Source organism: Streptomyces sp. AC602_WCS936, from assembly GCF_019049125.1.
In the GTDB taxonomy this organism is placed as follows: domain Bacteria; phylum Actinomycetota; class Actinomycetes; order Streptomycetales; family Streptomycetaceae; genus Streptomyces.
This window is the reverse complement of sequence record NZ_JAGMUF010000129.1, coordinates 164,889-191,746: the sequence shown is the minus strand read 5'-3', so window position 1 is coordinate 191,746 and position 26,858 is coordinate 164,889. Positions and strand designations below refer to the sequence as shown.

Sequence of the window (26,858 nt, the reverse complement as noted above, 5' to 3'; positions counted from 1 at the left end):
CCGGGGTACCCTCACGGGGCGCACCCGCGAACGGTTCCGCGACACGACCCGCAAGACCCCTGGAGACTGACGACGATGGCCGACCGGGTCACGGTGATCGGCTGGGACGGTTCGCCACTGACCGCCGCGGCACGCTCCGCACTGGGCGCGGCCACCCTCGTGGCCGGCGCCGCCCACCACCTGGCACTTCCCGAGGTGCCCCCCGCCGCCGAACGCGTCCGCCTCGGCAGCGTCGCCCTCGCCGCCCGCCGCATCGCCGCCCACCGGGGCACCGCGGTCGTCCTCGCCGACGGCGACCCCGGCTTCTTCGGCGTCGTACGGACCCTGCGGGCCCCCGAGTTCGGCCTGGAGGTCGAAGTCGTCCCGGCCGTCTCCTCCGTCGCCACCGCCTTCGCCCGCGCCGGCATGCCCTGGGACGACGCTCATGTGGTCGTCGCCCACCCTCGCACTCTGCGACGCGCGGTGAACGTATGCCGGGCCCACACCAAGGTCGCCGTCCTCACCTCCCCGGGCGCCGGTCCCGCCGAACTCGGCCTGCTCATGGAGGGCATCCACCGCACCTTCGTCATCTGCGAGGAACTCGGCACCGCGCGCGAACAGGTCACCGTCGTCACCTCCGAGAAGGCCGCCGACCACACCTGGCGCGACCCGAACGTCGTCATCGTCGCCGGCGGGAGCACCGGCCCGGGGACGGCGGCCGACGGCGCCGGCTGGATCGCCGGCCGCGGCCCCGCCGCCGGACCGCGCGGCTGGTCGCTGCCCGCCGAGGCGTACGGCGGTGACCTCGGCGAGGGCGAGACCGAGCTGCTGCGCACGGCCCAACTCGCCCGGCTCGGACCCCGCCTCGGCGACCTCGTGTGGGACATCGGCTGCGGCGGCGGCGCCTTCGCCACCGAGGCCGCCCGCGGCGGCGCCGCCGTCATCGCCGTCGACCGGGACCCGGACGCCTGCGCCCGCACCGAGGCCACGGCCCGTCACTTCGGCGTCCAGCTCCAGATCGTGCACGGCACCGCCCCGCACGTCCTCGAAGACCTTCCCGAACCCGACGTCGTGCGCGTCGGCGGCGGGGGAGCGGCCGTGGTCTCGGCGGTCGCCGACCGCCGTCCGCAGCGCATCGTCGCGCACGCCGCGACCCGCGACGCGGCCGAACTCGTGGGCAGGGACCTGACGGAGCACGGCTACCGGGTCGAGTGCGCACTGCTGCAGTCCGTGGGACTCGACACCCGGGCCTGGACGGAGACGGAGCGGAGCGTTGCGTTCCTGCTCAGCGGGGTACTGCCCGACCGCGCCCCGTGATCGGTTAGTCATACCGCGCGGGGTAGGCTGGCGGATTGTTGTACCGCGCTCGGACACCTGGCACTTCGCCGGTCAATGTCCGCAAAAACCGCCCTCTTACGGGCTGGGTGTGGTACGGCAAGAACCGGAGGACGCGCAACGTGGCGCAGTCCACAGCGGGCCGTCGCGGATCAAGCTGTCGTGACGGGGGAACGACCGCGACAATGCCACTCAATGGCTTTGTCGTCATTTTCGACGGGTCGTTCGTGCCGCTGGGCACGCACGCTCGTTCTCACTACGGGGCGGTCGGTGCGCCGTCCCGGGCGAGCTGGTCGTAGAAGCACTAACCGATGGGCGAGGGGTTACGCATGACCGACACCGGCCAGATCCCGGGCGAGGGGCTGCCGGAGAACGCAGGCATGGTGGAGCAGCCGGGCGTCCCCGCACCCGGCGCGTACACCTACCTCTCCGAGACCACCGCCGAGGACGAGGACCTGTTGTTGCTGCCGGGAGCCCAGAGCGCCTGGGGCAACGAGGTCGCGCCGCCCGCGCCGGAGCCGGTCGTCGAGACCGTGCACCAGCCGGGTCCGCACGAGATGTCCGGCCGTGACAGCGGCTCGGTCGATCTCAGCGGTGTCCGTCTGCCCGAGTCGGCGCCATCGCCGGAGCCCGCCTCCGTCCCCGCCCCGCCGCGCAGGCCACTGCACCTCGGTCCGCCGATCCCCGACACCTCCGCCAGCCCGGTCCGCTCCCTCGCCGACCGCGGCCCGGCCGACGCGCCGGTGCGCCACGCCGGCCCGCCGGCCACCGGTCCCGAGTACCTCGACGCCCCGCAGACCGCCGCGACGCCTCCGCAGGGGGCGGCGCCCTGGGGTGCAGCGCAGGCGGCTCCGCAGGCCCAGCAGCCGGCGGAGGTCCCGGTGGGCGCCGGGGCCGTGCGTGCGGAAACGGTTATTCCGGTAGCCGACCCGGCCGCCCGGCCGGTGGGTGCCGCCCAGGCCGTGGTGACCCGCGTGGCGACGGAGGCCGTGGCGGCGACGGGAGGAGAGAGCGGCGAACCGGGCGATGCCGTGATGCCGGCCGCGGACGCCGACGCCGGGGTCCTGGACCCGACCGGGAGCGCGCCGGGCGACACGGACGGCGCCGCTTCCGCACCGGGTGCCGATGCGACGCACGTCCAGGGAGCGTCCGAGGGCGGCGACGGGACGCGGGAGGCCGTGGCCGAGCCGGCGGCGGAGGAAGCGACCGCTCCGGCGGCCGTGGACGCGCCCCAGGCGGGAACGGCGCCCGCGCCTGACGCGGTGGCCGAGCCCACGGCGGACGATGGGCCCGCACCCGACGCCGTTGCGGGGCCCGAGGCCGAGCAGGTGACCGCGGCGGCACTCCCGGAGACGGGACCGGAGACGGGACCGGAGACGGGAGCGGAGGAGGCCGCCGAGCCGGCCCCGGCCTCCGAGGCGGGCCCCGTGGAGCCCGCGGCCGTGCTCGTCCAGCCCGTGGCGGAGGTCGCCGGGGAGCCGGTGGCGGAAGCGGCCCAGGACGCCAGGGCCGCCGAGGGGGCCGCGGCTGAGCCCGTGCCTGCGGCGGAGCCGGCCGACGCTTCCGAGACCCCGCAGGAGGGTGAGCCGGGTCAGATTCCCGGCGCCGCGCAGACGGTCGAGCCGACCGACGCTCGGGCGTCGGTGCAGGCGGTGGAGCCGACCGACGCTCGGGCGTCGGTGCAGGCGGTGGAGCCGACCGATGCCCAGGAGACGGTGCAGGCGGTGGAGCCGACCGGGTCCCCCGAAGCCGCGCAGGAAGGCGAGCCGGCACAGGTGCCAGGCTCCGCGCAGGAGGTTGGTGCGGGTCAGGCTCCCGAGCCCGTGCAGACGGTCACCGAGCCGACGGAGGCTGCCCAGTTCGTGGAGCCGGCCGAACGGACGGACGCCGCCCAGCTCCTGGAGCCGGCCGAGCCGACCGAGGCAGTCCACCCCGTACAGACGGCCGAGCCGACCGAGGCAGGTCACCCTGTACAGCCGGCCGAGCCGACCGAGGCAGTCCACCCCGTACAGCCGGCCGAGCCGACCGAGGCTCCCGAGCCCGCAGCGCAGCCGGCCGAAGCCACCGGCGTTTCCGAGCCGCAGCAAGCCCCGCCTGCCGAGGCGCAGGTGACCGAGGCCGCCCGCACCGCCTCCCCCACCGAGGCTGACCTGGCACCCGGCGAAGCCGCCGTCGAACCCGCCGGACCCGAGCCGGCCCCGGAGACCACGGCCGCCGACGGGCCGCCCGCACCGGCGCCGGGCACGACCGCACCGTCGGAGAGCCCGGCGCAGCCCGTTCCGGCGGCCGAGGACCACCCGCACGCGGACGCGCAGGCCGCCGCAGCCCAGGGCGGCGCCGTCGCGCAGCCCGCCGCGCACCAGCCGGACCTCCACGCTGCCGCCCACGCCCAGCCGGACGATCAGCCCACCCCGGACGAGGTGCCCGCCCCCGCCGACCCTCAGCCCGCTCAGGGCCCCCAGTCCCTCGCCGGCACCGACGTACCGCCGGAAGCGGAGACTCCGCACACTGCGCCCGAACCCGCGGTGGCCGTCGAGGCGCCGGCGGACGGCGCCCAGCCCGAGCCCCACCCCGGCCGGCCGGCGGGGCAGCACCCCGACCAGCCCGTGGGCCAGTTCGTGCCGGTCGACGGCGGCCAGGTCCCGATCACCCCGCACCTCGCGCCGACGCCCCCCGAGGCACTCGTCGTACCGCCGGAGACGTGGGACACCCAGACGACTCCAGTGACTCAGGAGGCCTCGGAGCCCGTCGCTCCGGTCCCCGCCCCTCGTGAGGCGGACCCCGAGGTCGCCCAGAACGCCGACGACCTGGACACCCGGGCCGACCAGGCAGACCCGGAAGACCAGGAAGAACTGAGCACGGCCGCGGAGGCGGAAGTACGGCGGTCCACCGGCCCGGCGGCCCCCGCCTACGCCGACGCCGAACGCGAGGCCGTACTGAAGGTCATGCGCGAACGCCGCGACATCCGCAACGGCTTCCGCGGCGACCCCATCCCCCACGAGGTGCTGCTCCGCGTCCTGGAGGCCGCCCACACCGCACCCTCCGTAGGCCACTCGCAGCCCTGGGACTTCGTCGTCATCCGCTCCGCCGACACCCGCCGCGCGATGCACGAACTGGCGATGCGTCAGCGCGACGCGTACGCGAAGTCGCTGCCCAAGGGCCGGGCCAAGCAGTTCAAGGAACTGAAGATCGAGGCGATCCTCGACACCCCGGTCAACATCGTCGTCACCGCCGACCCGACGCGCGGCGGCCGGCACACCCTCGGCCGCCACACGCAGCCGCAGATGGCGCCGTACTCCTCCGCGCTCGCCGTCGAGAACCTGTGGCTCGCCGCCCGCGCCGAGGGCCTCGGCGTCGGCTGGGTCAGCTTCTTCGACGAGCGCGAGATGGTCCGCGCCCTCGGCCTGCCCGAGCACCTGGACATCGTCGCGTACCTGTGCGTCGGGTACGTCGACGAGTTCCCGGACGAGCCCGAGCTGATGCAGGCCGGCTGGTCCAAGCGCCGCCCGCTGTCCTGGGTGGTCCACGAGGAAACCTACGGCCGCCGCGCCCTGCCCGGAGAGGAACCGCACGACCTGCTCGCCGAGACCGTCGCACAGATCCGCCCGCTCGACGCCAAGGCACTCGGCGAGGCATGGGAGCGCCAGAAGCGCATGACCAAGCCGGCCGGCGCGCTCGGCATGCTGGAGATCATCTCCGCCCAGTTGTCCGGCCTCTCCCGGCAGTGCCCGCCGCCGATCCCGGAGCCCGCGGCCGTCGCGGTCTTCGCCGGCGACCACGGAGTGCACGCCCAGGGCGTCACCCCCTGGCCGCAGGAGGTCACCGCCCAGATGGTGGCCAACTTCCTGGGCGGGGGAGCGGTCTGCAACGCCTTCGCCACCCAGGTCGGCGCCGAGGTGTGCGTCGTGGACGTCGGTGTCGCCACCGACCTGCCCGCCACACCCGGCCTGCTGCCCCGCAAGGTCCGCGCGGGCACGTCCGACATGACGGCCGGCCCCGCGATGACCCGCGAGGAGGCCAAGCAGGCCATCGAGGTCGGCATCGAGACCGCCCGCGACCTGGTGGCGGCCGGCAACAAGGCGCTGCTCACCGGCGAGATGGGCATCGCGAACACCACCGCGTCCGCCGCGCTCATCTCCGTCTTCACCGGCGCGGACCCGGCCGAGGTCACCGGCCGCGGCACCGGCATCAACGACGAGACCCTGGTCCGCAAGACCGAGGTCGTGCGCCGGGCGATCGAGGTCCACCAGCCCGACCCGGCCGATCCGATCGGCGTTCTCGCCGCGGTGGGCGGCTTCGAGCACGCGGCCATGGTCGGCCTGCTGCTCGGCGGTGCCTCCCTGCGCACGCCGGTGATCCTCGACGGTGTCAGCGCCGGCGCCGCCGCACTGGTGGCCCGCGCGATCGCCCCCGAGGTCCTGGCGGCCTGCATCGCGGGTCACCGCAGCGCCGAGCCCGGTCACGTCGCCGCGCTCAACAAGCTCGGCCTGCGCCCCCTGGTCGACCTCGACCTGCGCCTGGGCGAGGGCACCGGCGCCCTCCTGGCCCTCCCGATGGTTCAGAGCACAGCCCGAGCGATGCACGAGGTGGCGACGTTCGACTCGGCGGGGGTAACCGAGAAGTAGGGGTCAGCCAGAAGGCTGGGCGGGACAGCCCCGGGCGCCGAACCGGCGGACCGGTGGCTGTGCCCGGCCACGAGGTCCAGCCACCGGACCACCCGAGCCCCCGCTCCCGGCCGCACCATAAAATGCGCACGTCAGCGCCTCCGCACCGCCGCTTCCAAGAGGAGCCGTCCCCTCATGGCCGAACACCCCGCCTACCCCGTAGGCCTCCGTCTGACCGGCCGCCGCGTGGTCGTCCTCGGCGGCGGCCAGGTGGCCCAGCGCCGCCTCCCGGCCCTCATCGCGGCGGGCGCGGACATCCGCCTCGTGTCCCCGGAGGCGACCCCCTCGGTCGAGGCCATGGCGGACGCGGGGGAGATCACCTGGGAGCGGCGCCCGTACGCCGAAGGCGACCTCGCGGACGCCTGGTACGCCCTGATCGCCACCAGCGACGCCGAGGCCAACACCGCCGCCTCCGCCGAGGCCGAGCGGCGCCGCGTGTGGTGCGTCCGCTCCGACGACGCCGACCGGGCCACCGCCTGGACCCCGGCGACCGGGCACAGCGAGGGCGTCACCGTCGCCGTACTCACCACGAACGCCCGCGGCCGGGACCCCCGGCACACCGCCGCCATCCGCGACGCGGTCGTGGAGGGCCTGCGCGACGGCACCCTCGTCGCCCCGCACCACCGCACCCGCGCGGCCGGAGTCGCCCTGGTCGGCGGCGGACCCGGCGACCCGGACCTGATCACCGTCCGGGGCCGCCGACTGCTCGCCGAGGCCGACGTCGTCATCGCCGACCGGCTCGGCCCGCGCGACCTGCTCGCCGAGCTGCCGCCGCACGTGGAGGTCATCGACGCGGCGAAGCTCCCCTACGGGCGCTTCATGGCCCAGGAGGCCATCAACAACGCGCTGATCGAGCACGCCAAGCAGGGCAAGGCGGTCGTACGGCTGAAGGGCGGCGACCCGTTCGTCTTCGGCCGGGGCATGGAGGAGGCGCAGGCGCTGGCCGAGGCGGGCATCCCGTGCACCGTCGTCCCCGGCATCTCCAGCTCCATCTCGGTCCCCGGCGCGGCCGGCATCCCGGTCACCCACCGGGGCGTCGCACACGAGTTCACCGTGGTCAGCGGCCATGTCGCCCCCGACGACGAGCGTTCCCTGGTCGACTGGCCGTCCCTGGCCAAACTCACCGGCACGCTCGTGATCCTCATGGGCGTCGACAAGATCGGCAAGGTCGCCGAGACCCTGGTCGCGCACGGCAGGGCACCCGGGACGCCGGTCGCCCTCGTCCAGGAGGGCACGACGGCCGCCCAGCGCCGGGTCGACGCGACCCTCGCCACGGTCGCCGAGACGGTCGTCGCCCAGGAGGTCAAGCCGCCCGCCGTCATCGTCGTCGGCGAGGTCGTCGGCGTCGGCCCGCACGGGACCGGTGCGTGACGTGGCGGACCCCATCACCCTCGACGACCCCGACGACCCGCGCCTGCACGACTACACCGGGCTGACCGACGTCGAACTGCGCCGCCGCCGCGAACCCGCCGAGGGCCTGTTCATCGCCGAGGGCGAGAAGGTCATCCGGCGGGCCGGTGAGGCGGGCTACGCGATGCGCTCGATGCTGCTCTCCGCCAAGTGGGTCGACACCATGCGCGACGTCATCGACGAGGCCCCCGCCCCGGTGTACGTCGTCGACCCGGCGCTCGCCGAACGGGTCACCGGCTACCACGTGCACCGCGGCGCGCTCGCCTCGATGGCGCGCAAACCGCTGCCCGCGGCGGCCGACCTCCTGACCACCGCCCGGCGCGTCGTCGTCATGGAGTCGGTCAACGACCACACCAACATCGGCGCCATCTTCCGCTCCGCCGCCGCCCTCGGCATGGACGCGGTACTCCTCTCCCCGGACTGCGCGGACCCGCTGTACCGGCGCAGCGTGAAGGTCTCGATGGGCGCCGTCTTCTCCGTGCCGTACGCCCGCCTCGACACCTGGCCGGCCGGCCTCGCGACGGTCCGCGACTCGGGCTTCACGCTCCTCGCCCTCACCCCCGACGAGCGGGCCAAGTCCCTCGACGAGGTCGCCCCGCACCGCATGGACCGGGTGGCCCTGATGCTGGGTGCCGAGGGCGACGGCCTGTCCCGGCGGGCCCTGGCGGCGTCCGACGAGTGGGTCCGCATCCCGATGTCCCACGGCGTCGACTCCCTGAACGTCGGCGCGGCGGCAGCGGTCGCCTTCTACGCGGTGACGGCGGGCCGGCCTTCGGCGTAGCGGGTGCGGGAGGCTGCCGGACCGCCGTCGGCCGAGGGGCGCGCGCCCCTCGGCCCGAGGCAACGCCGAGCCGGGTGTCCGGCCCGTGTCCGGCCCGTGGGCCGACCCCCGCGCACGGTACTTGGCCGCAAGACCACGGCATCGGTCCCCCGGCCGCGGGCACGCGCACCCGGTTCCCTAGAGACCGGACACCTGACGCTGCCCGGGCGTGTCGTCCCGTACGTCCACCCGTACGTCCACCTGCTCCTGCTGCGCCCGGACCCCGTCCCGCTCGTCGCCGAGCCCCCGGGACGGCCCCTGGCATCCCTGCGCGGCGGCGATGCCCAGCGCGACCAGCAGCGTCACGACCACGAACACGGTCAGGCGCTGCCGCAGCAGCCGCGGGTTGGCGGGCCGCCGCCAGCCGGTCCCGGTGGTCCTCGGCGCCGTACGCCCGGCCCCGCCGCGCGACGAGGACCGGCCGCCGCTGTCGTGGCGGGACCCGTTCCGTCCCGGGTTGCCGCGGGAGGGGGTCGTGGACCGTGAACCGCCCCGCGAGCCCGCACCGCCACCGCGTGACGCGCTGCCACCCCGCGCCCCGGACCCCCCTCCCCGCGACGGTGCGCCACCGCGCGAGGGTGTGCCGCCCCGCGATACGTCGGCACCACGGGCGGGCGCGGGGCCGCGGGAACCGGACGCGCTCCTCGGAGCGGGTGTACCCGGCGCACCCGGCCGCCCCTGCGGGCGTCGCTGTGCCCGCTCCGGATAGGTGTCGGCGAGCCGCCCCGTCGGCATGTCAGCCTCCGCGCTGCGCGGCGCCGGAGGCCGTACGTCGGCCAGACCCTGGGCCTCGCGGGCGGCGATCTCCTTGAGCCGCAAGGACAGTTGCAGTGTGCTCGGGCGCTCCTCGGGATCCTTGGCCAGGCAGGCCCGCACCAACGGAGCGATGGCGTCCGGGACGCCGTGCAGTTGGGCCTCCTCGTGCACCACGCGGTACAGCATCACCTCGGAACTGCCGTGCCCGAAGGGCGAGTCGCCCATCGAGGCGTACGCCAGTGTGGCGCCGAGCGAGAACACGTCCGTGGCCGGTGTGACCGCCGCCCCCCGCACCTGTTCCGGCGCGAGGAACCCGGGGGAGCCGACCGCGGTGCCGACGTGGGTGAGCGTGGAGGCGCCCGTGGCCCAGGCGATGCCGAAGTCGATGATCCGCGGCCCCTTCGGGGACAGCAGGATGTTGGACGGCTTCAGGTCCCGGTGCACCACCCCCGCCTCGTGCACGGCGACCAGTCCCTCGGACAGGGCGGCACCCACCGCGGCGACGTCGGCCGCACCGAGCGGGCCTCCGTCGACGACCTTGTCGTGCAGGGAGGGGCCGGGCACGTACTGCGTGGCGAACCAGGGGCGATCCGCCTCCAGGTCCGCGGCGACCAGCCGCGCGGTGCAGCCGCCCCGGATGCGCCGGGCCGCGGAGACCTCGCGGGCGAACCGCGAGCGGAACTCCTGGTCCTCGGCCAGGTCGGGCCGGATGACCTTCAGCGCTACCCGCTGCCCCTTCTTGTCGGAGCCCAGGTAGACCACGCCCATTCCACCCGCGCCGAGCCGCCTGTGAAGCCTGAACGAGCCGACGACGCGCGGGTCCTCGCGCCTCAGGCGCATCATCGCCATGTTCATCCCCGCTGCCCGGTCCCTGTGACGAGCCACAGCTTACGTTTCCACGGCCGCCCGCGCGCAGAGGCCGCGCCCTCTCGGGACGAGGGATTGTCAGTGCCGGGTGGGAGAGTTGAGGGGCGGTCAGGGAGCGCGGGCGCTGTCCGGTCCGGGCGCACGGGTGTTCCCAACCGGCCGCCGAGGCGCGGGGATTGGGATGGGCGCGAGTGATCGGACGGAAGCGGTGCGGGGCGCCGTGGAGCCGTCGATCCTCCGCGGCGTGGCGGCGGGCGGGGGAGTGCGGTGGGGGGAGGCGGAGGTGCGCCGGGGCGGGGCTGAAGTGAGGGATGTCACCGGACAGTACGGAGAAAACGGGACGGAGCGGACACCCCTTCCGGGAAGACCCCGAGGTCCGGGACCCGGTCTCCACCCAGGGGAGTACGCCCCGGGGCACGGCTCATCCTCCGGGAGGCCCGGCAATCGGTACGAGGGCATGACGTCCGGAGAGCGCCGGACGCCTAGATTTGAGGTCAAGCGGCGGGTGCAGCACTCGTCCCCCGAGGTCAGACGCCCGCCGCTGCCAGAACAACGGAAACGGTCAGGAGAGGGACCATGGCCCAGACGGTACCGCGGACGCTGGTCCGCACACGCGACAGCCGCCGTCAGGGACGCCGTCACCCCTTGGTGGCGACGGTCATGGCCCTGCCCCTGGCGGTCCTGCTCCTCCTCGTCTTCGACGGGTGGGAGACAGTGGCCACACAAGCGTCGTCCGTGGGTGTGGTGCTGGGGCGCTGAGCGGCGACCCCAGGCCCGGAAGAGCGGTCCGGGCGGGGACATCCATCCATGAAACCCCGTGGGGACGGGGGTGCGGCGGACGGCAAAATGCCGGCGCAGCTGGGGAGCTGCGCCGGCATTGCTCTTCCCGCCGGACGCCCCCGAGCCGCTGCCGCGGGCCTCCCCGGCGCGGCAACCCGACGCACGCCCCCCCCCGGCCACCAGAACGCTCCCCGCCCACGGCCCCTTTTCGCGGCTGCCCCCTCCCCACGCATGGCACGTCGCCCCTGAAGCGTCCTGGACGGCAGGCGCATCCCTGGGCGGGAGCGCCCGGACGGCAGGCTCGCCCTTTGGCGGGAGCGTCCTGGACGGCAGGCGCATGCTTTGGCGGGAGCGTCCTGGACGGCAGGCGCATGCTTTGGCGGGAGCGTCCTGGGCGGCAGGTCCATGCTTTGGCGGGAGCGTCCTGGGCGGTAGGCGCATCCTTCGGCGGGAGCGCCCTGGGCGGCAGGCTCGCCCTTCGGCGGGAGCGTCCCGGACGGCAGGCCCATCCTCCGTCGGACGGCAGGCTCGCCCTCCGGTAGGAACGCCCCGGACTCCAGGCCCACCCTGGAAACGCCCCGATCGCAGGCCGCCCCTCGGCGGGAGCGCGCCCCGCCCGGCAAGGGCACCCGCATCACGAGTCCCCGGCGGCGGAACACCTGCGTACGCTCACTCCGTGACGACGGACGCCCTCCTCCCCGCCCTGACGCTCCGCGTCAAGGAAGCAGCCCACGCCCGCACCCCGGTCTGCCCCTGCACAGCGGCGGCCACTCCAGGCGACACCACTCTCGCCGACCGCCCCGACGGCATGGTCGTCCGGCATGCCGGCACCGTCGCCAAGGCCCACGCGGCGGACGCCGACGCCGCCGAGCTGGCCCGCCGCGTCACCGTCGCCGCCCGGCTCCCCGGCATCCTGCTGCCCCCGCTGCGGCCGGCGCCCGTCGCCCTGCACGGGAGACTCGTCACGTACTGGCCGTACGGCGCCCCCGTCGACCCCGAGGACCCGGACGCCGCGCCGTGGGAGGCAGCCGCCACCCTCCTCGCGCGCCTCCACCGGACCTCCGCCCCCACCGCCGTACCCCCCATGCGCGGCCCCGCGAAGGCGGCCCACGCCGTGAACCGCCTCCGGACCACCGCCCCGCACCACCCCGCCACCGCCCCCGTCCTGCGGGCCTGGGCCGCCCTCCCGGCATGGGCCCGCGGCGAGGCCGCCATGCCGGACGCGACCGGCCTCTGCCACGGCGACTTCCACCTCGGCCAGCTCGTGCGCCACCCCTCGCCCGAGGGCCCCTGGCTGCTGATAGACGTGGACGATCTCGGGACCGGTACCCCGGCCTGGGACCTGGCCCGCCCGGCCGCCTGGTACGCGTGCGGACTGCTCCCGCCCGAGGACTGGCACTGCTTCCTGACCGCCTACCGCGCGGCCGGCGGCCCGGCCGTCCCGCCCCACGAGGACCCCTGGCCCGCGCTGGACGTTCCGGCCCGTGCCCTCACCGCGCAGACCGCCGCCCGTGCCGTCACCAAGGCCGTCGCGGCGGGCCGCCTCCTGGACGAGGTGGAGCAGTCCCTGGTCGACGCCTGCTCCCGCATGGCCTCCGTGCGCCCCTCCGCCCCACGCGGTTGAGCGGAACTTCCACGCCGTAGGGTGCAACCGACCCGTAGCCGGACAGAGTCTGTCCTGGCGATACGCGAAGCAGGACCGACCGGCGAGGAGTTGAGCCGACGATGCAGTGCCCCAAGTGCCGTGCACCGATGCACACCTACAACCGCAACGGCGTTCAGATAGAGCAGTGCAGCGGCTGCCGAGGGATCTTCCTGGACTACGGCGAGCTGGAGTCGCTGACCCGCCTGGAGGCCCAGTGGTCCCAGCCCGCCCCGCCGGCCCCGCCCGCCGCCCCGGCCCCGCAGGCCTACCCGGCCGCTCCCGCGCCCGCCTGGGGCGCCCCGCACGCCGGCCACGGCCACCACGGTCACCACCGCCACAAGAGCTTCGGCCACATGCTGTTCTCCAGCTGACCCGGCGGGTCAAGCCGATCCGAGCCACGACGAAGCCCCCGGCCGTACGAGACGGCCGGGGGCTTCGGGCGGTGTGGACGATACTGGGATTGAACCAGTGACCTCTTCCGTGTCAGGGAAGCGCTCTCCCGCTGAGCTAATCGTCCTGGGAGCACCAGGTGCGGTACTGCGTGCGCGATACTGGGATTGAACCAGTGACCTCTTCCGTGTCAGGGAAGCGCTCTCCCGCTGAGCTAATCGCGCGGGGATCCATGCGGATCGGTGATCCTTGGCGGACCAGTGGACGATACTGGGATTGAACCAGTGACCTCTTCCGTGTCAGGGAAGCGCTCTCCCGCTGAGCTAATCGTCCTTGGAGGTGGAGACGGGATTTGAACCCGTGTAGACGGCTTTGCAGGCCGTTGCCTCGCCTCTCGGCCACTCCACCAGGAGTGTAGAGGGCCCGGGAGGCCCCCTGTTCCTGCGAGCGGACGACGAGGCTCGAACTCGCGACCTCAACCTTGGCAAGGTTGCGCTCTACCAACTGAGCTACGTCCGCCTGTCGGTTCGGTCCGCTTCCGCGTCCCGGCGACGTGTTGAACTCTAGCGGATTCCGGGGCCAGTACAAAAACGCGTTTGTGCAGCGTGCTGCGGTGCGTCCGCCCGAGGGCCTGGTCAGGGCACCCGGAAGGACACGTTCGGGTCACCTCCGGGCCACCGTCCTAGACTCGGACACGTGCTCGACCTCCCTCCCCTCGCCCGTTTCGGCGAGCGTCTCGCCACCGGTCTCCTCGACGTCACGAGCGATCCCGCCGCCCTCGAATCCGAGGGCTTCTGGGCCGTCTGCGCGGACTTCGAAGGCCGTCTGACCTGCGCACGCTTCGCGGACCTACGGACGCGGCCGGTGCCGGCTCCCGCACCCGGCCGGTGGCGGGGACCGGCCGTCGGCGACTGGACGTCGTCCCTCGACCGCGCCGCGTACACGGCGGCCGTACGGCGCATACGCGAGCACATAGCCGCCGGCGAGGTCTACCAGGCCAACCTCTGCCGGGTGCTCTCGGCGCCCGTCGACCCCGGCGCCGACGTGGACGCCCTCACCGCCCTGCTGGCCCGCGGCAACCCGGCACCGTACGCCGGAACGATCCGGCTGCCCGGCCACGGCGTCGAGATCGCCACCGCCTCGCCCGAGCTGTTCCTGCGCCGGGACGGCCGGACCGTCGAGTCCGGGCCGATCAAGGGGACCGGACGGACCGAGGCCGACCTGCTGGAGAAGGACTACGCCGAGAACGTCATGATCGTGGACCTCGTCCGCAACGACATCGGGCGGGTCTGCGCCACGGGCACCGTCACCGTGCCCGACCTGTGCGCCGTCGAGAAGCACCCGGGGCTCGTGCACCTGGTGTCGTCGGTCCGCGGCGTGCTGCGCGCCGACACCGGCTGGCCGGAGCTGTTCGCCGCGGCCTTCCCGCCCGGGTCCGTCACGGGCGCCCCCAAATCCAGCGCCCTGCGGATCATCGACGCCCTGGAGACCGTGCCCAGGGGCCCGTACTGCGGCGGCATCGGCTGGGTCGACGCCGACCGGGGCACCGCCGAGCTCGCCGTCGGCATCCGCACCTTCTGGATCGACCGTGCCGAGGGGATGCTGCGCTTCGGGACCGGCGCCGGCATCACCTGGGGGTCCGACCCGGAGGGGGAGTGGCGGGAGACCGAACTGAAGGCGTCCCGGCTGCTCGCGGTAGCGTCGGGGACGTACGAGGTGAGCGGAGAGGGAATACAGGCGTGAAGATCTGGCTCGACGGCGGGCTCCAGGACATCGAGTCCGCCCGCGTCTCCGTCCTCGACCACGGGCTGACCGTGGGCGACGGCATCTTCGAGACCGTGAAGGCGGTGGACGGCAGGCCGTTCGCCCTGACCCGGCACCTCGACCGGCTGACCCGCTCGGCCCGGGGCCTCGGCCTGCCCGATCCCGACCTCGACGAGGTCCGCCGCGCCTGCGCCGCCGTCATCGAGGCCAACCCCATGCCACTGGGCAGGCTGCGCATCACGTACACCGGCGGTCACGGCCCGCTCGGCTCCGACCGGGGCGAGCACGGCACGACCCTCGTCGTCGCCCTCGGCGAGACCGGCCGGCGCCCCGACTCGACGGCCGTGATCACGGTGCCGTGGACCCGCAACGAGCGGGGCGCGCTCACCGGTCTGAAGACCACCTCCTACGCGGAGAACGTCGTCGCCCTGGCCCGCGCCCGCGAACGGGGCGCCAGCGAGGCGCTGTTCGCCAACACGGTGGGGCAGCTGTGCGAGGGCACCGGCTCGAACGTCTTCGTCGTCCTCGACGGCGAGATCCACACCCCGCCGGTCGCCTCCGGCTGCCTCGCCGGGATCACCCGCGCCCTGGCCGCCGAGTGGACCGGCGCCCGCGAGACCGACCTCCCGATGGACGTCCTGGAGCGCGCCGAAGAGGTCTTCCTGACCTCCACCCTCCGGGACGTACAGGCCGTGCACCGCGTCGACGACCGCGAACTGCCGGGCGCCCCGGGGCCGGTGACCGCCAAGGCCATGCGGATCTTCGAGGAGCGGTCGGGGAACGACCTGGACCCGTAAGCGCGCCCGCAGACCCGGGAAGGCCTCGGAAATGAGGCTGACTCGGACACCGTCGCCGGGTAGAACTTCCGGTGATGACCACCACCCTGCGGCCGACCGAGCCGCTCCAGCGCGCCGCCGACGGGACGCGTTCGCGCCACTACCAGGTGTGCGTGAACAGCCGGCCCGTCGGCGCGATACACCTCGGCACCTCGCGAGCCTTCGGCGATTCGGTGGCCGTGATCCACCACCTGAGCATCGACGAACCGGACCGCCGGCGCGGCCGGGGCACGGTGGCGGCCCTCGCGGCCGAGGAGGTCGTGCGGGGCTGGGGCTGCCGGCGGATCGAGACGAACCTGGCTCCCGACGCCCACGCGGGCCTGCGCCTCACGGAAGCGCTCGGCTACGTCGTGCGCAACCGCGCCATGGCCAAACCGCTCGACGGCACCGCGCCCGCCCTGCCCGCGGGCAGCCGGGCACGGCCGATGACGGCCGACGAGTTCGCCACCTGGTTCGCCCACCAGTCGGAGGAGTACGCCCGTACCTGGATCGAGCGGGGCGTCCCCGAGGAGGAGGCGTACGCGAAGGCGCGCAGAGACCACGAGCAGCTGCTGCCACAGGGGCAGGACACCGAGAACATGCTGTTCAGCGTGGTGGAGCACGACGGGGCGCGGGTCGGCGTCCTGTGGCTGGCGCTGAACGAGGACCGCGCCTTCGTCTTCGACGTCGAGACCGACGCGGCGCACCGGGGCCGGGGGCACGGACGGACGCTCATGGCGCTGGCCGAGGCCCAGGCCGTCGACGCCGACCGACGACTGATCGGCCTCAACGTCTTCGCGGGCAACACCGCCGCCGAACGGCTCTACGAGTCGCTCGGCTACGCGACCACGCGCTACTACTGCAGCAAACCGCTGCTGTAGGCGTACGCGCCGACGGCGTCGGTCCGGCTCCGTCCGTCAGTCCTGCCGCTCGGCCAGCAGCCGGTCCGCAATCTGCTCGACGCGCTCGCGCAGCCCGTCCTGGCTCTTGCCGCCGTCGAGGCGCTCGCCGCCGATCACGTACGTGGGGGTGCCGGTCACGCCGATCGCTTTGCCCTCGGCCTGGTCGGCGTCGACGATCAGGATGTGCCGGCCGTCGATCAGGGCCGTGTCGAACTCCTCGGCGTCCAGTCCCAGATCCCGGGCGACCTCGACCAGGAAGGGTTCGCCCTTGCGGTCCAGCTCCGCGACCCGGTTCAGCACGGCCTCCGCGTACGGCCACCCCTGCCCCTGGGCCGCGGCCTCCTCGGCGGCCTGCGCGGCGGCGAAGGAGTGCCTGTGCTTCTCCAGCGGGAAGTGCCGCAGCCGCAGCTCGAGTCGGTCGCCGTAGCGGGCGCGCAGGGCGCGGAGATCGTCCAGGGCGGTGTGGCAGTCCGTGCACTGGAGCTCGCACCAGACGTCGAGGACGGGCGCGGCGGGCCGGGCGGGGGAGGAGTCGCTCATGGCCCCATTCTCCCAGCCCGGAGGGTGTCGTCCGGACCAGGTCGTACGGCGGCCACCGGCACCTGGGGAGGAGCGGACCCCGAGATCTCCCTGATCTCCGGGACGCGGCATGGCCCCACGGCGTCCCGACGGTGCAGGATGGAAGGGACGAAGTACTCATGCCCGACCGACCTGCCCTGGAGGACCGGATGATTGCCGAGACCGTCTGCTCCGCGGTGTCCGCGGCCGGCCTGGGCATCGCGGCGGTCACCGCGTACCGCAGGCGTTTCCTCACCGCGGCCCGCATCGCCGCCTACTCGCTGATCCCGGTCGGCCTGGTGATGACCGGGGTGGTCGAGTGGCTGGCGGACACGGCGTTCAGCCCCGTGGCCTGGGCCGGCTTCGCGGTGCTGGGCGTGTCGTGGGCGCTGTTCATGACCACGCGTGCCGTGGAGCGCCGCCGCGGTGGCACCCGCAAGGAGCGCAAGGAAGCCCGGGCCGCGGCACAGCGCGACGCGGTGGCCCCGGCGGCCTCGGAGCCCTCCCTCGGCCCCGGTGCCCGCCCGGCGGCCCGGCCCGCTCCCCGTCCGGCCAAGGCGTCCGGCGGCGAGGACGACTTCAGCGACATCGAGGCCATCCTCAAGAAGCACGGCATATGACCACGGATGCCGGCACCGGGGGCTGAAACGACACAGCGGTTCCAGGTCGTCAGAGCGCGCTCCGTAACGATCAAGATCCGAACGGAGATTGCGGATTTCAACGAACTCCCGGTCTTCGCTCGCGTGTTGATCGCGTAGGTCCTGGTCGCTGGGTCATCATCACGGCGAGATGCCGGACACCACTCAGCTGGATACCCAGCTGGACACGAGACAGAGCGAAACCACGCGGGCGCAGGACGAACCGCGCGGCTGCCTCTTCGCCCTTTCCCAGCCACCGCTCATGATCTTCCTAGCGGTGATCGGGTGTCTGCTGCTCATGGCTTCGTTGCACGATCTGCTGTTGCTGTGAGCCGTACCCGCGCTCCCCGGCGCCACCCGCCGGGGGCCGCGTCGCCACCGCGGTGTGTCGGTGCCGCGGGCGGACGTCAGCCGGCCGCCTCCTTGCGCCGTGCCCGGTACGCGGCCACGTGCAGGCGATTTCCGCACGTGCGGCTGTCGCAGTAGCGCCGCGAGCGGTTCCGCGAGAGGTCGACGAAGGCGCGTCGGCAGTCGGGGGCCTCGCACCGCCGCAGCCGCTCCTGCTCCCCGGCGACCACGAAGAAGGCCAGAGCCATCCCGCAGTCCGCGGCGAGGTGGTCGGCGACGGAGGCGCCCGGCGCGAAGTAGTGGATGTGCCAGTCGTACCCGTCGTGATCGGTGAGGCGCGGTGTGGTGCCGGCGGCGGCGACCAGGTCGTTGATCAGGCCGGCGGCCGCGCGCGCGTCGGGTGCCGCGAAGACGGCCGCGAACCGGCCGCGGATCTTGCGCACCGCCGACAGGTCGAGCTCGGAGAGCACGCCGACGTCGCTGATTTCGTGCGATCCCACAAATTCCTGGAGGGCCGCGACATCCGGCAGCCCGTCCGGCGCCGAATCGTCCTCCGGCACGGTGTTCACCAGATCCACCACGGTGTCGAGGGCACACCGGGTGTCGTGGGTGATCAGCACATCTCGCTCCCTGGCCTGGGGTCGGGCGGGCGCCCGCCGATGCTGGCCGATGGTAGTGGCTTCCGTGGCGGGGGGACCGGCTCCTGTGCGCCGGTACCGGCCGCGGGACGCCCGTACCGCCGTCGGATGCCCGTACAACGGCGGCCGGCCGCCCTCCGTTCCCGCAGTGGGCCGCGGAGCGGTCCCGCGGCCGCACACGCACCGGCGCCGCCCCCGCGGAGGACCGCGGCGACGACGCCGGTGTGTGCCGTTATGCGGTTGTCCGGGCCCGTGCCGTCACCCCGAGTCGACGGCGACGGGCGGCTTCACGGAGCATCGCCCTAGCTTTCCGCCAGGATGTGCGACAGCTCCTGATCGAGATCGAAGTGCCGGTGTTCCGTGCCGGGCGGCACGGCGGCGTCTGTGCGCTTCAGGAAGGACTCCAGGGCCCGCGCCGGGGCCTCGAGCAGTGCCTCGCCCTCCGGGGAGCTCAGGGCGATGCACACGACCCCCTGGCCATGACTCCGGGACGGCCAGACACGGACGTCGCCGGTGCCGGTGGGGCGGTGGAGGCCTTCGGCGAGGAGGTCGCGGGCGAACACCCACTCGACGGTCTCCTCGGCTCCGGTGTGGAAGGTGGCGTGCACGGCGTAGGGGTCGGCCGTGTCGTACCGCAGGCCTGCGGGGACAGGCAGGGAGGACTCGCTCGACACAACGAGGCGCAGGTGCAGCTCGCAGCTGACCGTGGTGTTCATAAGCGCCAGGGCCTTTCGCTCAGTGTGCGCTCGGGGATTCGCACGTCGGCGAAATCGACATGCCACCTACGGTGCCGTTGTAAACCCCTCTGAGTGTTTTGCGTGCGTTTAGGTAACTCTTCCGGCCGAGCGATCGTTCGGGTCCTGCGCCCATTCCGGTGACAGGTTTCGCTCCGGTAGTGTTTGGCCGTATGAACACGGGGAGTAACAAGCCCGGCGAGGCCGCCGTGGCGGAAGACCGTACGGGGACGGACGACGAGACGGCGCCCGCGCAGGCGCTCGGTTCGCGTGCTCCGGACTTCATCAAGGCGCGCCGCGCCCTGCACCTGAGCTGGCAGGTCGGCGTCTTCATCGTCGGGCTGGCGGTCGTCGCGGCCGGCGCCGCGATGCTGGTGCTGCCCGGGCCGGGCTGGGTCGTGATCTTCGGCGGCATGGCGATCTGGGCGACCGAGTTCGTCTGGGCGCAGCTCGTCCTGCGCTGGACCAAGCGCAAGGTCACCGAGGCGGCCCAGCGGGCCCTCGACCCCAAGGTGCGGCGCCGGAACATTATCCTGACCTCGGTCGGCCTGGTGATCGTGGCCGCGCTGGCGGGGATCTACCTGTGGAAGTTCGGTCTCCAGCTGCCCTGGAAGATCGAGGACCAGTGACCCGCGGCGGGGGTGCGGCGACCCGGCCCCCGCTGGTCACGGGCACCCCCTGACATGGGGTAATGTTCTTCCTGCGTCCGGGCGATTAGCTCAGTGGGAGAGCGCTTCGTTCACACCGAAGAGGTCACTGGTTCGAACCCAGTATCGCCCACCGGATCATCAGGCGGCCCGGCTCACGATCGTGAGCCGGGCCGCCTTCGTGTGGGGTGCGTCCGAGCGTCCGGGCATTCCGCTTCCGCGCGCCTTCACTCAACCGTGACCTTCCCTGCCGCCCGTCCAGGCGGACCCGTCCGCGTTCGGCCCGTCGGTCACGCAGCGCCGACCTGGGAGTTCACCCCGGCTGCCAGCCGATGGCGGCGGAGAGGGCGCTCCCGCGGCCGACGGGCGGTGCCCGTCAATTCCTGTCCGAATCATTGACGCGCCCCGGGGCCCTCCGTACCTTGTGCCAGCAAGCGCTTACTTGAAACGATTCATGAGGCGGACGCGACGTCGCGGGGAGGCTCATATGCAGCAGGGCGGGAATGTGGAGAGGCGGACGATCCTCAAGGCGGCGGGGGCCTCGCTGGCCGTCGCGGGGCTGGGGGCGACGGCCACCGCGTGCGGCGGCGGCAGCGGATCCGGGGACGGGACGGTGACGATTCGTTACTCCTGGTGGGGTGCCGAGGACCGGGCGGAACGCATCAACAAGACCATCGCGCTCTTCGAGAAGAAGTACCCGAAGATCAAGGTGAAGACCGACTTCCAGCCGTACACCGACTTCTGGAAGAAGTTCAACACCCAGGCCTCCGGCGGGAATCCGCCGGACGTCTTCCAGAATGCCATCGGATTTCTCCGGAAATACGACGCCAAGAATGTACTGCTCGACCTGAGCGAGCAGGTGAAGGCCGGCAATCTCTCCATGGACGGCTTCCGGGCGGGTCTGGAGAAGTTTGGCGAGATCGACGGCAAGCTCCTCGGCGTGCCGGTCGGTTCGAACTCGATGGCGCTCGTCATCGACAAGCCCGTCTACACCCGGGCCGGCGTCAAGCCCGAACAGGGCTGGACCTGGGACGACTTCGACGACGCGATGACGAGGATCCGCGACAGGACGGGCCGCGCCGGCGACAGCGGTATGTACGGCGTCATGTACCTCTACGACCTGTACCTGCGTCAGAACGGCAAGGCCTTCTTCACCGAGGACGGACTCGGCTTCACCGAGGCCGACCTGACCACCTGGTGGGCCAAGGCGGAGAAGGGCGTGAAGTCCGGCCTGTTCGCCGACCCGAAGAAGGTCGCCCAGATCAAGCCCAAGTCGGCGCTCTCCGCCGAACTCGCCGGCAGCGAGTTCACCTGGGACAACTTCACCGTCCGCTACACCTCCGAGGGCAAGAGCGAGTACGGCCTCGCGCCGATCCCCACCACGGACGGCAAGCGCACCGGCCAGTACCTCGGCTCGCTGATGCTCAGTGGCTACAAGCGCACCGAACACCCGAAGGAAGTCGCCCAGTTCATCGACTTCATGGTCCACGACCCCGAGGTCGCCAAGATCATGGGTTACGACCGCGGGGTGCCGACGACCCAGGTCCAGTACGACGCGTACCGGCCCACCGATCCCGTCAACAAGGCGATCGCCGCCTACGAGCAGTCCCTCGTCGACGCGGGCGTCCTGGAGACCATCACCCCGCACCCGAACGGCGCCGACATCTGCGAGGCCGCCTTCCTGCGCATCGCCGAGGAGATGGCGCTCGGCGAGCGGTCCGTCGAGGACGCCGTCAAGCAGTTCTTCACCGAGTCGAAGACGGCTCTCGCCGGCTGATGGGAAGCGCCGTGACACACGCCCCCGCCGTGGAGGACCTGGTCAAGGGCTCCGAGCCGCGGCACGGTCCGGCGAAGTCCCCGCGCCCCGCCGAACTCAAGCGGCGGGGCCGCCGGGAGAACCTGGCCGGCTACCTCTTCATGTCCCCCTGGATCGCCGGGTTCCTGTTGCTGACGGCCGGACCGATGGCCGCCTCGCTCTACTTCGCGTTCACCGACTACAACCTGTTCGACGCGCCCCGGTGGATCGGCCTGGACAACTTCTCCGAGATGTTCGGCGACCCGCGCTGGCGCCACTCGGTCCAGGTCACGCTCTGGTACGTCGTCGTCGGCACGCCGATCAAGCTGATCGCCGCGCTCGGCGTGGCCCTGCTGCTGGCGCAGAAGCGGCGCGGGCAGGCCTTCTACCGGGCCGCGTTCTACGCCCCGTCGCTGATCGGCGCGAGCGTGTCCGTCGCCATCGTGTGGAAGGCGATCTTCTCGGACGACGCGGTCGTCGACCGTACGCAGCAGTTCTTCGGGATCGACGCCGGCGGCTGGACCGGCGACCCGGACCTGATCATCTACAGTCTGGTGGCGCTCACCGTCTGGCAGTTCGGCGCCCCGATGGTCATCTTCCTGGCCGGCCTCAAGCAGGTGCCGCGCGAGCTGTACGAGGCGGCCGACGTGGACGGCGCGAGCAAGCTGCGGCAGTTCTGGAACATCACCCTGCCGATGATCTCCCCGGTCCTCTTCTTCAACGTCCTGCTGGAGACCATCCACTCCTTCCAGATCTTCAGCTCGGCCTACATCGTCGGCGGCGGCGCGGGCGGCAGTTCCTGCGGACCGGCCGACGGAACCATGGTCTACACCTGTTATCTGTACATCCAGGGCTTCGAGAACAGCCGCATGGGCCTGGCCTCCGCCATGGCGTGGATGCTGCTGGTCGCGGTCGCCCTGGTCACCGCGGTGCTGTTCTGGTCGCAGAAGCGCTGGGTGCACTACGAGGAGGGCGGCCGATGAGCGCACAGGCCACCGACGTCACGCCGGCCCCGACCGCGAAGGGGGCCCTGCGGCGCAGGCTGCCGGGCTCGCTCGCCTGGCACATCGGGTCGCTGGCGATCCTGGCGGTGATCCTCTACCCGGTGCTCTGGGTCATCGGCGGCTCCCTCAAGGAGAGCGGGGACATCGTCGGCAGCCTGGACCTGTTCCCGGCCGACCCGATCATCTCGAACTACACCGGCCTCGCCGACGGCATCGCCGACATCTCGATCTCCACCTTCTTCGTCAACTCACTCGTCCTCGCGGTGGGTTCGGTGATCGGGATCGTGGCGTCCTGCTCGCTGACCGCCTACGCCTTCGCGAAGATCCGGTTCGCCGGCCGCAACCTGCTCTTCACGCTGATGATCGGCACGCTCCTGCTGCCGTACCACGTGCTCCTCATCCCGCAGTACGTGCTCTTCCGCAACATGGACCTGATCAACACGTACACCCCGCTGCTGCTGGGGAAGTACCTGGCCACGGAGGCGTTCTTCGTCTTCCTGATGGTGCAGTTCATGCGGAACCTGCCCAAGGAACTCGACGAGGCGGCGCGCCTGGACGGCTGCGGGCACTTCCGCATCTACTGGTCGATCGTGCTGCCGCTGTGCCGCCCGGCCCTGATCACCAGCGCCATCTTCACCTTCATCAACTCGTGGAACGACTTCATGGGCCCGCTGATCTACCTCAACGAGCCCAGCAAGTACACCGTCTCCCTCGGCCTGAAGATGTTCGTGGACCAGGAAGGGCTGGCCAACTACGGCGGCATGATCGCCATGTCGCTCGTCGCCCTGTTGCCCGTCCTCGCCTTCTTCCTGGCCTTCCAGCGCTATCTGATCGACGGAATGGCCACGTCCGGCCTGAAGGGCTGAGGTGAACCGATCATGACCGAGGTGCGTGCGAAGGCCCGTGCGGAGCGGGCGGGGGAGCGGGGCGAGTCGCGGTTCGCCGAGGGGTTCGCGCTGTTCGCCGAGTGCCTGCTCACCGGCGTGTGGATCGCGGTGGCCTCGCTGCCGCTGGTCACCTACCCGGCCGCGTTCGCGGCGGGGACACGGCACCTCGGGCGGCGGCTCGCCCATGAGCGCGGTGGCTGGCGGGAGTTCACCGCCGACTTCCGTTCGGCCGTGCGCCGCGGGTGGCTCGTCGGGGTCGCCGGATGGGCCGCCCTGGCCGCGGTGTGGGTGGACGTGCAGGCCGTACGCAGCGGGCTGCCGGGCGGTCCGTTCGTGGGCGCCGTCGGCGTGCTCGCCCTGATCGGCGCCACCGTGGCCGGGCTGCGCGCGGCGGCGGCCTGGCGCCCCGGCGCCTCCTGGCGTGCGCTGCTCGCGCGGGCCGGCCGGCGCACCGTGCTCGACCCGGCCGGTTCCTTCCTGATCGTCGGCGGGCTGGCCGTGGTGGTCTGCTCCGCCTGGTTCAGCGCGCCGCTGGCGGTCGCCGTCCTCGGCGCCGTCGCGGCGGCGGCCGTCGCCGTGGAGGAGCGTTACCGGCGCCGCTGACCGCCCTGCCTCCTCCTGAAGGCCGGCGCCCCGGCGTCGCGCCTCTTCCTGTCATGCCCTTGACACCTTGACCACCCCTCTGCATCCGCACGGAACGGAAAGGAAAGGCCATGTCCCCCATCCCCCGCAGGTCCCTCCTCAAGGCGGCCGCCGTCGCCGGAGCCGCCGCCCAGTTCAGCTGGGCCCTCGGCGCGAAGAACGCCCAGGCCGCCCCCGCCGCCGAGACGGCCGACGACAGCCCCGTCACCCTGACCTGGCTGGAGGACGGCGGCCTCGGTGCCGCCCCCGGCTCCACCGTCGGCGTCCCCTGGCCCAAGGGCACCTACCAGCAGGACCAGTCCTTCGCGGTCACGGACGCGGACGGCAAGGCCGTACCCACCCAGTCCTGGCCCCTCGCCTACTGGCCGGACGGCTCCCTGAAGTGGACCGCTCACGCCGTCGGCTCCGGCAACGGCAAACTCACCCTGACCGCCGGCACCCCAGCCGCGCCCGAGAAGAAGGTCACCGTCGACCGGCGCGGCGGCACCATCGACATATCGACCGGCGTCATCACCGCCAGAATCGGCAAGTCGGGATCGACCCTCGTCAAGTCCGTCACCAGAGGCTCCACCGAGATCGCGAAGAACGGCCGCCTCGTCCTGCTGCGCCAGCCCGAGATCGAGGACGGCGACCAGGGCATGGTGAAGTACGAGCGCTTCGACGGCGCCATCGACGAGGTGAAGGTCGAACAGGAGGGCCCGGTCCGCGCCGTCGTCCGCATCGACGGCAAGCACCGCAAGGGACACCGCGGCTGGCTCCCCTTCTCCATCCGCCTCTACTTCTACGCGGGCGCCGACTCCTTCCGCATGGTGCACACCATCACCTTCGACGGGAAGCAGGAACCCGGCAAGGCGAGCGGCGACTTCATCCGTGGCCTCGGCGTCCGCTTCACCGTCCCGATGCGCGACGAGTCCTACGACCGCCACATCCGCATCGGCGGTGAGGGCACCGGCCTGCTGCGCGAGGCCGTCAAGGGCATCACCGGCCTGCGCCGCGACCCGGGCGCCGCCGTGCAGGCGGCCCAGTACGCGGGCGAGAAGCTGCCCGACCCCGCCACCTGGGACCAGCGCGTCACCACCCGCCTGAAGTACATCCCCGAGTGGGGCGACCACACCCTCTCCCAGCTCTCCGCCGACGGCTTCACCCTGCGCAAGCGCACCAAGAAGGGCCACGGCTGGATCGGCGCCGGCGGCGGACGGCGCGCCTCCGGCTTCGGCTACGTCGGGGGCGTGAGCGGCGGCCTCTCCTTCGGTCTGCGCGACTTCTGGGAGAAACACCCCGCCCAGCTCGACATCCGCGACGCGCAGACCGACGAGGCCGAGGTCACCCTCTGGCTCTGGTCGCCCGAGGCCCAGCCCATGGATCTGCGCTTCTACCACGACGGCATGGGGCAGGACACCTACGAGGAGCAGCTGGAAGGCCTCAACATCACCTACGAGGACTACGAACCCGGCTTCGGCGCCCCCTACGGCATCGCCCGCACCTCCGAGTTGCTCTTCTGGGCCAACGCCGCCACCCCGAGCGCCGAGAAACTCGCCGAACAGGTCGAGGCCGTACGCGTCCTGCCGCAGCTCGCCGCCCCGCCGGGGCAGCTCATCAAGGCCGGCGTCTTCGGACCCGGTCTCTACTCCGAGCCCGACCGCTCCACGCCCGCCAAGGCGAAGATCGAGGACCACCTCGACTTCCTCTTCACCTACTACAAGGACCAGGTGGAGCAGCGCCGCTGGTACGGCTTCTGGGACTACGGCGACATCATGCACACCTACGACGCCGCCCGGCACCAGTGGCGCTACGACATCGGCGGCTACGCCTGGGACAACTCCGAACTCTCCCCGGACCTCTGGCTCTGGTACGCCTACCTGCGCTCCGGCCGCGCCGACATCTTCCGCTTCGCCGAGGCCATGACCCGGCACACCGGCGAGGTCGACGTCTACCACCTCGGCGAATGGGCCGGCCTCGGCACCCGCCACGGCGTCCAGCACTACGCCGACAGCGCCAAGCAGCAGCGCATCGCCAACACCACCTACCGGCGCTACTACTACTTCCTCACCGCCGACGAACGCGTCGGCGACCTCATGCACGCCAACGTCGACTCCGACGAGACCTTCCTCGCCCTGGACCCGCTCCGCAAGATCCGCACCGAGCCCTACACCCCCGACCGCAACGCCCTGTCCGTCGGCTTCGGCACCGACTGGAGCGGCCTGGTCTCGGCGTGGCTCACCGAGTGGGAACGCAAGGGCCCCAAGTGGGAGAAGGCCAAGGCCCGCGTGCTGTCCACGATGGAGACCATCGCCGCCCAGCCCAACGGCTTCGTCCAGGGCAGCGGCCTCTACGACCTGGACACCGGCCGGTTCGCGATCGCCGACACCCCGAAGGTCGAGGTCTCCCACCTGTCGGCCGTCTTCGGCCTCAACGAACTGTGCGCCGAACTCATCGACCTCGTCGACATGCCGGAGTTCAACGAGGCGTACTACGACTACTGCCGTTACTTCAACGCCACCAAGGCCGAACAGGCGGCCCGCTACGGCAGCAACTTCGGCAGCCTCATCCTCTTCCAGGGCCACTCGCGCCTCGACGCCTACGCCGCCGTGCGGACCGGGGACGCCAAGCTCGCCGCCCGCGCCTGGCAGAAGTTCTACGACTCCGACGGCTACAAGGAGTCGGCGCCCTGGAAGACGGAGAAGGTGAGCGGCCCGACCGCCCTGGTGCCGGGCAGCGAGGCGACCTGGGTCTCCACCAACGACACCGCGCTCTACGGCCTCGCCGCCATCGAGAACCTGGCACTTCTGGGGGACCGGATGCCGTAACCGGCACGTGACGGGCGCGGGTGCGGGCACACT

22 protein-coding genes and 6 tRNA genes are annotated in these 26,858 nt (G+C 72.6%); 19 read left to right on the top strand and 9 right to left on the bottom strand.

From position 1 onward, the window contains the following. Positions 1 to 75: 75 nt before the first annotated feature. The 4 genes from cbiE (at position 76) to KUM03_RS35660 (ending at position 8,169) form a co-directional block, all read left to right on the top strand. Positions 76 to 1,296: a precorrin-6y C5,15-methyltransferase (decarboxylating) subunit CbiE gene (gene cbiE, locus KUM03_RS35675; RefSeq protein ID WP_217254702.1), complete on the top strand. Its 1,221-nt coding sequence runs from the start codon at positions 76 to 78 to the stop codon at positions 1,294 to 1,296. 347 nt (positions 1,297 to 1,643) lie between these two features. Next, positions 1,644 to 5,939 (top strand): nicotinate-nucleotide--dimethylbenzimidazole phosphoribosyltransferase, encoded by a 4,296-nt coding sequence (gene cobT, locus KUM03_RS35670; protein ID WP_217254701.1) that lies wholly within the window; start codon positions 1,644 to 1,646, stop codon positions 5,937 to 5,939. A gap of 174 nt (positions 5,940 to 6,113) precedes the next feature. Next, positions 6,114 to 7,349: a uroporphyrinogen-III C-methyltransferase gene (gene cobA, locus KUM03_RS35665; RefSeq protein WP_217254700.1), complete on the top strand. Its 1,236-nt coding sequence runs from the start codon at positions 6,114 to 6,116 to the stop codon at positions 7,347 to 7,349. Position 7,350: 1 nt separating this feature from the next. Continuing rightward, complete coding sequence (locus KUM03_RS35660) at positions 7,351 to 8,169, top strand: RNA methyltransferase (protein ID WP_217254699.1); 819 nt, start codon at positions 7,351 to 7,353, stop codon at positions 8,167 to 8,169. A gap of 177 nt (positions 8,170 to 8,346) precedes the next feature. Here the strand turns inward: KUM03_RS35660 and KUM03_RS35655 are convergent, their stop codons facing one another. After that, the gene (locus KUM03_RS35655; RefSeq protein ID WP_217254780.1) at positions 8,347 to 9,819 is read right to left on the bottom strand and encodes a serine/threonine-protein kinase; all 1,473 of its coding nucleotides are present in this window, start codon (positions 9,817 to 9,819) and stop codon (positions 8,347 to 8,349) included. Between the two features lie 588 nt (positions 9,820 to 10,407). Between KUM03_RS35655 and KUM03_RS35650 the strand changes: the two genes are divergently transcribed. From KUM03_RS35650 to KUM03_RS35640, 3 genes are all read left to right on the top strand, one after another. Then, entirely contained in the window at positions 10,408 to 10,590 is a 183-nt protein-coding gene (locus KUM03_RS35650; protein WP_217254698.1) for a hypothetical protein, read from the top strand. A 697-nt stretch (positions 10,591 to 11,287) separates the two neighbouring features. Then, positions 11,288 to 12,235: a phosphotransferase enzyme family protein gene (locus tag KUM03_RS35645; RefSeq protein WP_217254697.1), complete on the top strand. Its 948-nt coding sequence runs from the start codon at positions 11,288 to 11,290 to the stop codon at positions 12,233 to 12,235. Between the two features lie 101 nt (positions 12,236 to 12,336). After that, positions 12,337 to 12,627: a zf-TFIIB domain-containing protein gene (locus tag KUM03_RS35640; protein WP_217254696.1), complete on the top strand. Its 291-nt coding sequence runs from the start codon at positions 12,337 to 12,339 to the stop codon at positions 12,625 to 12,627. A gap of 74 nt (positions 12,628 to 12,701) precedes the next feature. Here KUM03_RS35640 and KUM03_RS35635 read toward each other — a convergent pair. The 5 genes from KUM03_RS35635 to KUM03_RS35615 all read right to left on the bottom strand — a co-directional run bounded on the left by KUM03_RS35635 (position 12,702) and on the right by KUM03_RS35615 (position 13,165). Continuing rightward, positions 12,702 to 12,773, bottom strand: a tRNA-Val gene (locus tag KUM03_RS35635). A gap of 25 nt (positions 12,774 to 12,798) precedes the next feature. Continuing rightward, positions 12,799 to 12,870: transfer RNA gene (locus KUM03_RS35630), tRNA-Val, on the bottom strand. Between the two features lie 37 nt (positions 12,871 to 12,907). Beyond that, a tRNA-Val gene (locus KUM03_RS35625) sits at positions 12,908 to 12,979 on the bottom strand. A 1-nt stretch (position 12,980) separates the two neighbouring features. Further along, positions 12,981 to 13,054 (bottom strand) — tRNA-Cys (locus KUM03_RS35620). Between the two features lie 38 nt (positions 13,055 to 13,092). Beyond that, a tRNA-Gly gene (locus KUM03_RS35615) sits at positions 13,093 to 13,165 on the bottom strand. 177 nt (positions 13,166 to 13,342) lie between these two features. On the opposite strand from KUM03_RS35615, the gene KUM03_RS35610 reads away from it, so the two are divergent. From KUM03_RS35610 to KUM03_RS35600, 3 genes are all read left to right on the top strand, one after another. After that, on the top strand, positions 13,343 to 14,389 hold the full coding sequence (locus tag KUM03_RS35610) for a chorismate-binding protein (RefSeq protein ID WP_217254695.1): 1,047 nt from the start codon (positions 13,343 to 13,345) through the stop codon (positions 14,387 to 14,389). Beyond that, a complete protein-coding gene (locus KUM03_RS35605; RefSeq protein WP_217254694.1) occupies positions 14,386 to 15,207 on the top strand; it encodes an aminotransferase class IV in 822 nt (273 codons plus the stop codon). Before KUM03_RS35610 ends, KUM03_RS35605 begins: the two co-directional genes overlap by 4 nt. Before the next feature lie 74 nt (positions 15,208 to 15,281). Further along, positions 15,282 to 16,106: a GNAT family N-acetyltransferase gene (locus KUM03_RS35600; RefSeq protein ID WP_217254693.1), complete on the top strand. Its 825-nt coding sequence runs from the start codon at positions 15,282 to 15,284 to the stop codon at positions 16,104 to 16,106. Positions 16,107 to 16,142: 36 nt separating this feature from the next. Here the strand turns inward: KUM03_RS35600 and KUM03_RS35595 are convergent, their stop codons facing one another. Further along, a complete protein-coding gene (locus KUM03_RS35595) occupies positions 16,143 to 16,667 on the bottom strand; it encodes a DsbA family protein (RefSeq protein WP_217254692.1) in 525 nt (174 codons plus the stop codon). Positions 16,668 to 16,855: 188 nt separating this feature from the next. Here KUM03_RS35595 and KUM03_RS35590 point away from each other — a divergent pair, with 188 nt between their 5' ends. Beyond that, entirely contained in the window at positions 16,856 to 17,305 is a 450-nt protein-coding gene (locus KUM03_RS35590) for a hypothetical protein (RefSeq protein ID WP_217254779.1), read from the top strand. A 169-nt stretch (positions 17,306 to 17,474) separates the two neighbouring features. Further along, on the top strand, positions 17,475 to 17,654 hold the full coding sequence (locus tag KUM03_RS35585; protein WP_217254691.1) for a hypothetical protein: 180 nt from the start codon (positions 17,475 to 17,477) through the stop codon (positions 17,652 to 17,654). Between the two features lie 76 nt (positions 17,655 to 17,730). Here the strand turns inward: KUM03_RS35585 and KUM03_RS35580 are convergent, their stop codons facing one another. Together KUM03_RS35580 and KUM03_RS35575 are read right to left on the bottom strand one after the other, a co-directional pair. Beyond that, positions 17,731 to 18,291 carry a CGNR zinc finger domain-containing protein gene (locus KUM03_RS35580; RefSeq protein WP_217254690.1) on the bottom strand — a complete coding sequence of 187 codons (561 nt, stop codon included), beginning with the start codon at positions 18,289 to 18,291 and terminating at the stop codon, positions 17,731 to 17,733. A 320-nt stretch (positions 18,292 to 18,611) separates the two neighbouring features. Further along, on the bottom strand, positions 18,612 to 19,025 hold the full coding sequence (locus KUM03_RS35575; RefSeq protein ID WP_004002642.1) for an SsgA family sporulation/cell division regulator: 414 nt from the start codon (positions 19,023 to 19,025) through the stop codon (positions 18,612 to 18,614). Positions 19,026 to 19,216: 191 nt separating this feature from the next. On the opposite strand from KUM03_RS35575, the gene KUM03_RS35570 reads away from it, so the two are divergent. The 7 genes from KUM03_RS35570 to KUM03_RS35540 all read left to right on the top strand — a co-directional run bounded on the left by KUM03_RS35570 (position 19,217) and on the right by KUM03_RS35540 (position 26,825). Then, entirely contained in the window at positions 19,217 to 19,672 is a 456-nt protein-coding gene (locus KUM03_RS35570; RefSeq protein ID WP_217254689.1) for a TIGR02611 family protein, read from the top strand. Between the two features lie 79 nt (positions 19,673 to 19,751). Continuing rightward, positions 19,752 to 19,823, top strand: a tRNA-Val gene (locus KUM03_RS35565). 354 nt (positions 19,824 to 20,177) lie between these two features. Next, positions 20,178 to 21,467 (top strand): ABC transporter substrate-binding protein, encoded by a 1,290-nt coding sequence (locus KUM03_RS35560; protein ID WP_217254688.1) that lies wholly within the window; start codon positions 20,178 to 20,180, stop codon positions 21,465 to 21,467. Further along, on the top strand, positions 21,467 to 22,468 hold the full coding sequence (locus KUM03_RS35555; RefSeq protein ID WP_217254687.1) for a carbohydrate ABC transporter permease: 1,002 nt from the start codon (positions 21,467 to 21,469) through the stop codon (positions 22,466 to 22,468). The genes KUM03_RS35560 and KUM03_RS35555 overlap by 1 nt, the downstream gene beginning before the upstream one ends. Beyond that, positions 22,465 to 23,355 (top strand): carbohydrate ABC transporter permease, encoded by an 891-nt coding sequence (locus KUM03_RS35550; RefSeq protein ID WP_217254686.1) that lies wholly within the window; start codon positions 22,465 to 22,467, stop codon positions 23,353 to 23,355. Before KUM03_RS35555 ends, KUM03_RS35550 begins: the two co-directional genes overlap by 4 nt. A gap of 12 nt (positions 23,356 to 23,367) precedes the next feature. After that, complete coding sequence (locus tag KUM03_RS35545; RefSeq protein WP_217254685.1) at positions 23,368 to 23,979, top strand: hypothetical protein; 612 nt, start codon at positions 23,368 to 23,370, stop codon at positions 23,977 to 23,979. A 110-nt stretch (positions 23,980 to 24,089) separates the two neighbouring features. Next, entirely contained in the window at positions 24,090 to 26,825 is a 2,736-nt protein-coding gene (locus KUM03_RS35540; RefSeq protein ID WP_217254684.1) for a Tat pathway signal sequence domain protein, read from the top strand. Positions 26,826 to 26,858 lie beyond the last annotated feature (33 nt).

Excerpts from the sequence above, each read along its gene's own strand:
- cbiE (WP_217254702.1), top strand. The coding sequence starts at position 76 with ATGGCCGACCGGGTCACGGTGATCGGCTGGGACGGTTCGCCACTGACC.
- cobT (WP_217254701.1), top strand. The coding sequence starts at position 1,644 with ATGACCGACACCGGCCAGATCCCGGGCGAGGGGCTGCCGGAGAACGCA.
- cobA (WP_217254700.1), top strand. The coding sequence starts at position 6,114 with ATGGCCGAACACCCCGCCTACCCCGTAGGCCTCCGTCTGACCGGCCGC.
- KUM03_RS35655 (WP_217254780.1), bottom strand. The coding sequence starts at position 9,819 with ATGAACATGGCGATGATGCGCCTGAGGCGCGAGGACCCGCGCGTCGTC.
- KUM03_RS35650 (WP_217254698.1), top strand. The coding sequence starts at position 10,408 with ATGGCCCAGACGGTACCGCGGACGCTGGTCCGCACACGCGACAGCCGC.
- KUM03_RS35640 (WP_217254696.1), top strand. The coding sequence starts at position 12,337 with ATGCAGTGCCCCAAGTGCCGTGCACCGATGCACACCTACAACCGCAAC.
- KUM03_RS35600 (WP_217254693.1), top strand. The coding sequence starts at position 15,282 with ATGACCACCACCCTGCGGCCGACCGAGCCGCTCCAGCGCGCCGCCGAC.
- KUM03_RS35595 (WP_217254692.1), bottom strand. The coding sequence starts at position 16,667 with ATGAGCGACTCCTCCCCCGCCCGGCCCGCCGCGCCCGTCCTCGACGTC.
- KUM03_RS35590 (WP_217254779.1), top strand. The coding sequence starts at position 16,856 with ATGATTGCCGAGACCGTCTGCTCCGCGGTGTCCGCGGCCGGCCTGGGC.
- KUM03_RS35585 (WP_217254691.1), top strand. The coding sequence starts at position 17,475 with ATGCCGGACACCACTCAGCTGGATACCCAGCTGGACACGAGACAGAGC.
- KUM03_RS35575 (WP_004002642.1), bottom strand. The coding sequence starts at position 19,025 with ATGAACACCACGGTCAGCTGCGAGCTGCACCTGCGCCTCGTTGTGTCG.
- KUM03_RS35570 (WP_217254689.1), top strand. The coding sequence starts at position 19,217 with ATGAACACGGGGAGTAACAAGCCCGGCGAGGCCGCCGTGGCGGAAGAC.
- KUM03_RS35560 (WP_217254688.1), top strand. The coding sequence starts at position 20,178 with ATGCAGCAGGGCGGGAATGTGGAGAGGCGGACGATCCTCAAGGCGGCG.
- KUM03_RS35555 (WP_217254687.1), top strand. The coding sequence starts at position 21,467 with ATGGGAAGCGCCGTGACACACGCCCCCGCCGTGGAGGACCTGGTCAAG.
- KUM03_RS35550 (WP_217254686.1), top strand. The coding sequence starts at position 22,465 with ATGAGCGCACAGGCCACCGACGTCACGCCGGCCCCGACCGCGAAGGGG.
- KUM03_RS35545 (WP_217254685.1), top strand. The coding sequence starts at position 23,368 with ATGACCGAGGTGCGTGCGAAGGCCCGTGCGGAGCGGGCGGGGGAGCGG.
- KUM03_RS35540 (WP_217254684.1), top strand. The coding sequence starts at position 24,090 with ATGTCCCCCATCCCCCGCAGGTCCCTCCTCAAGGCGGCCGCCGTCGCC.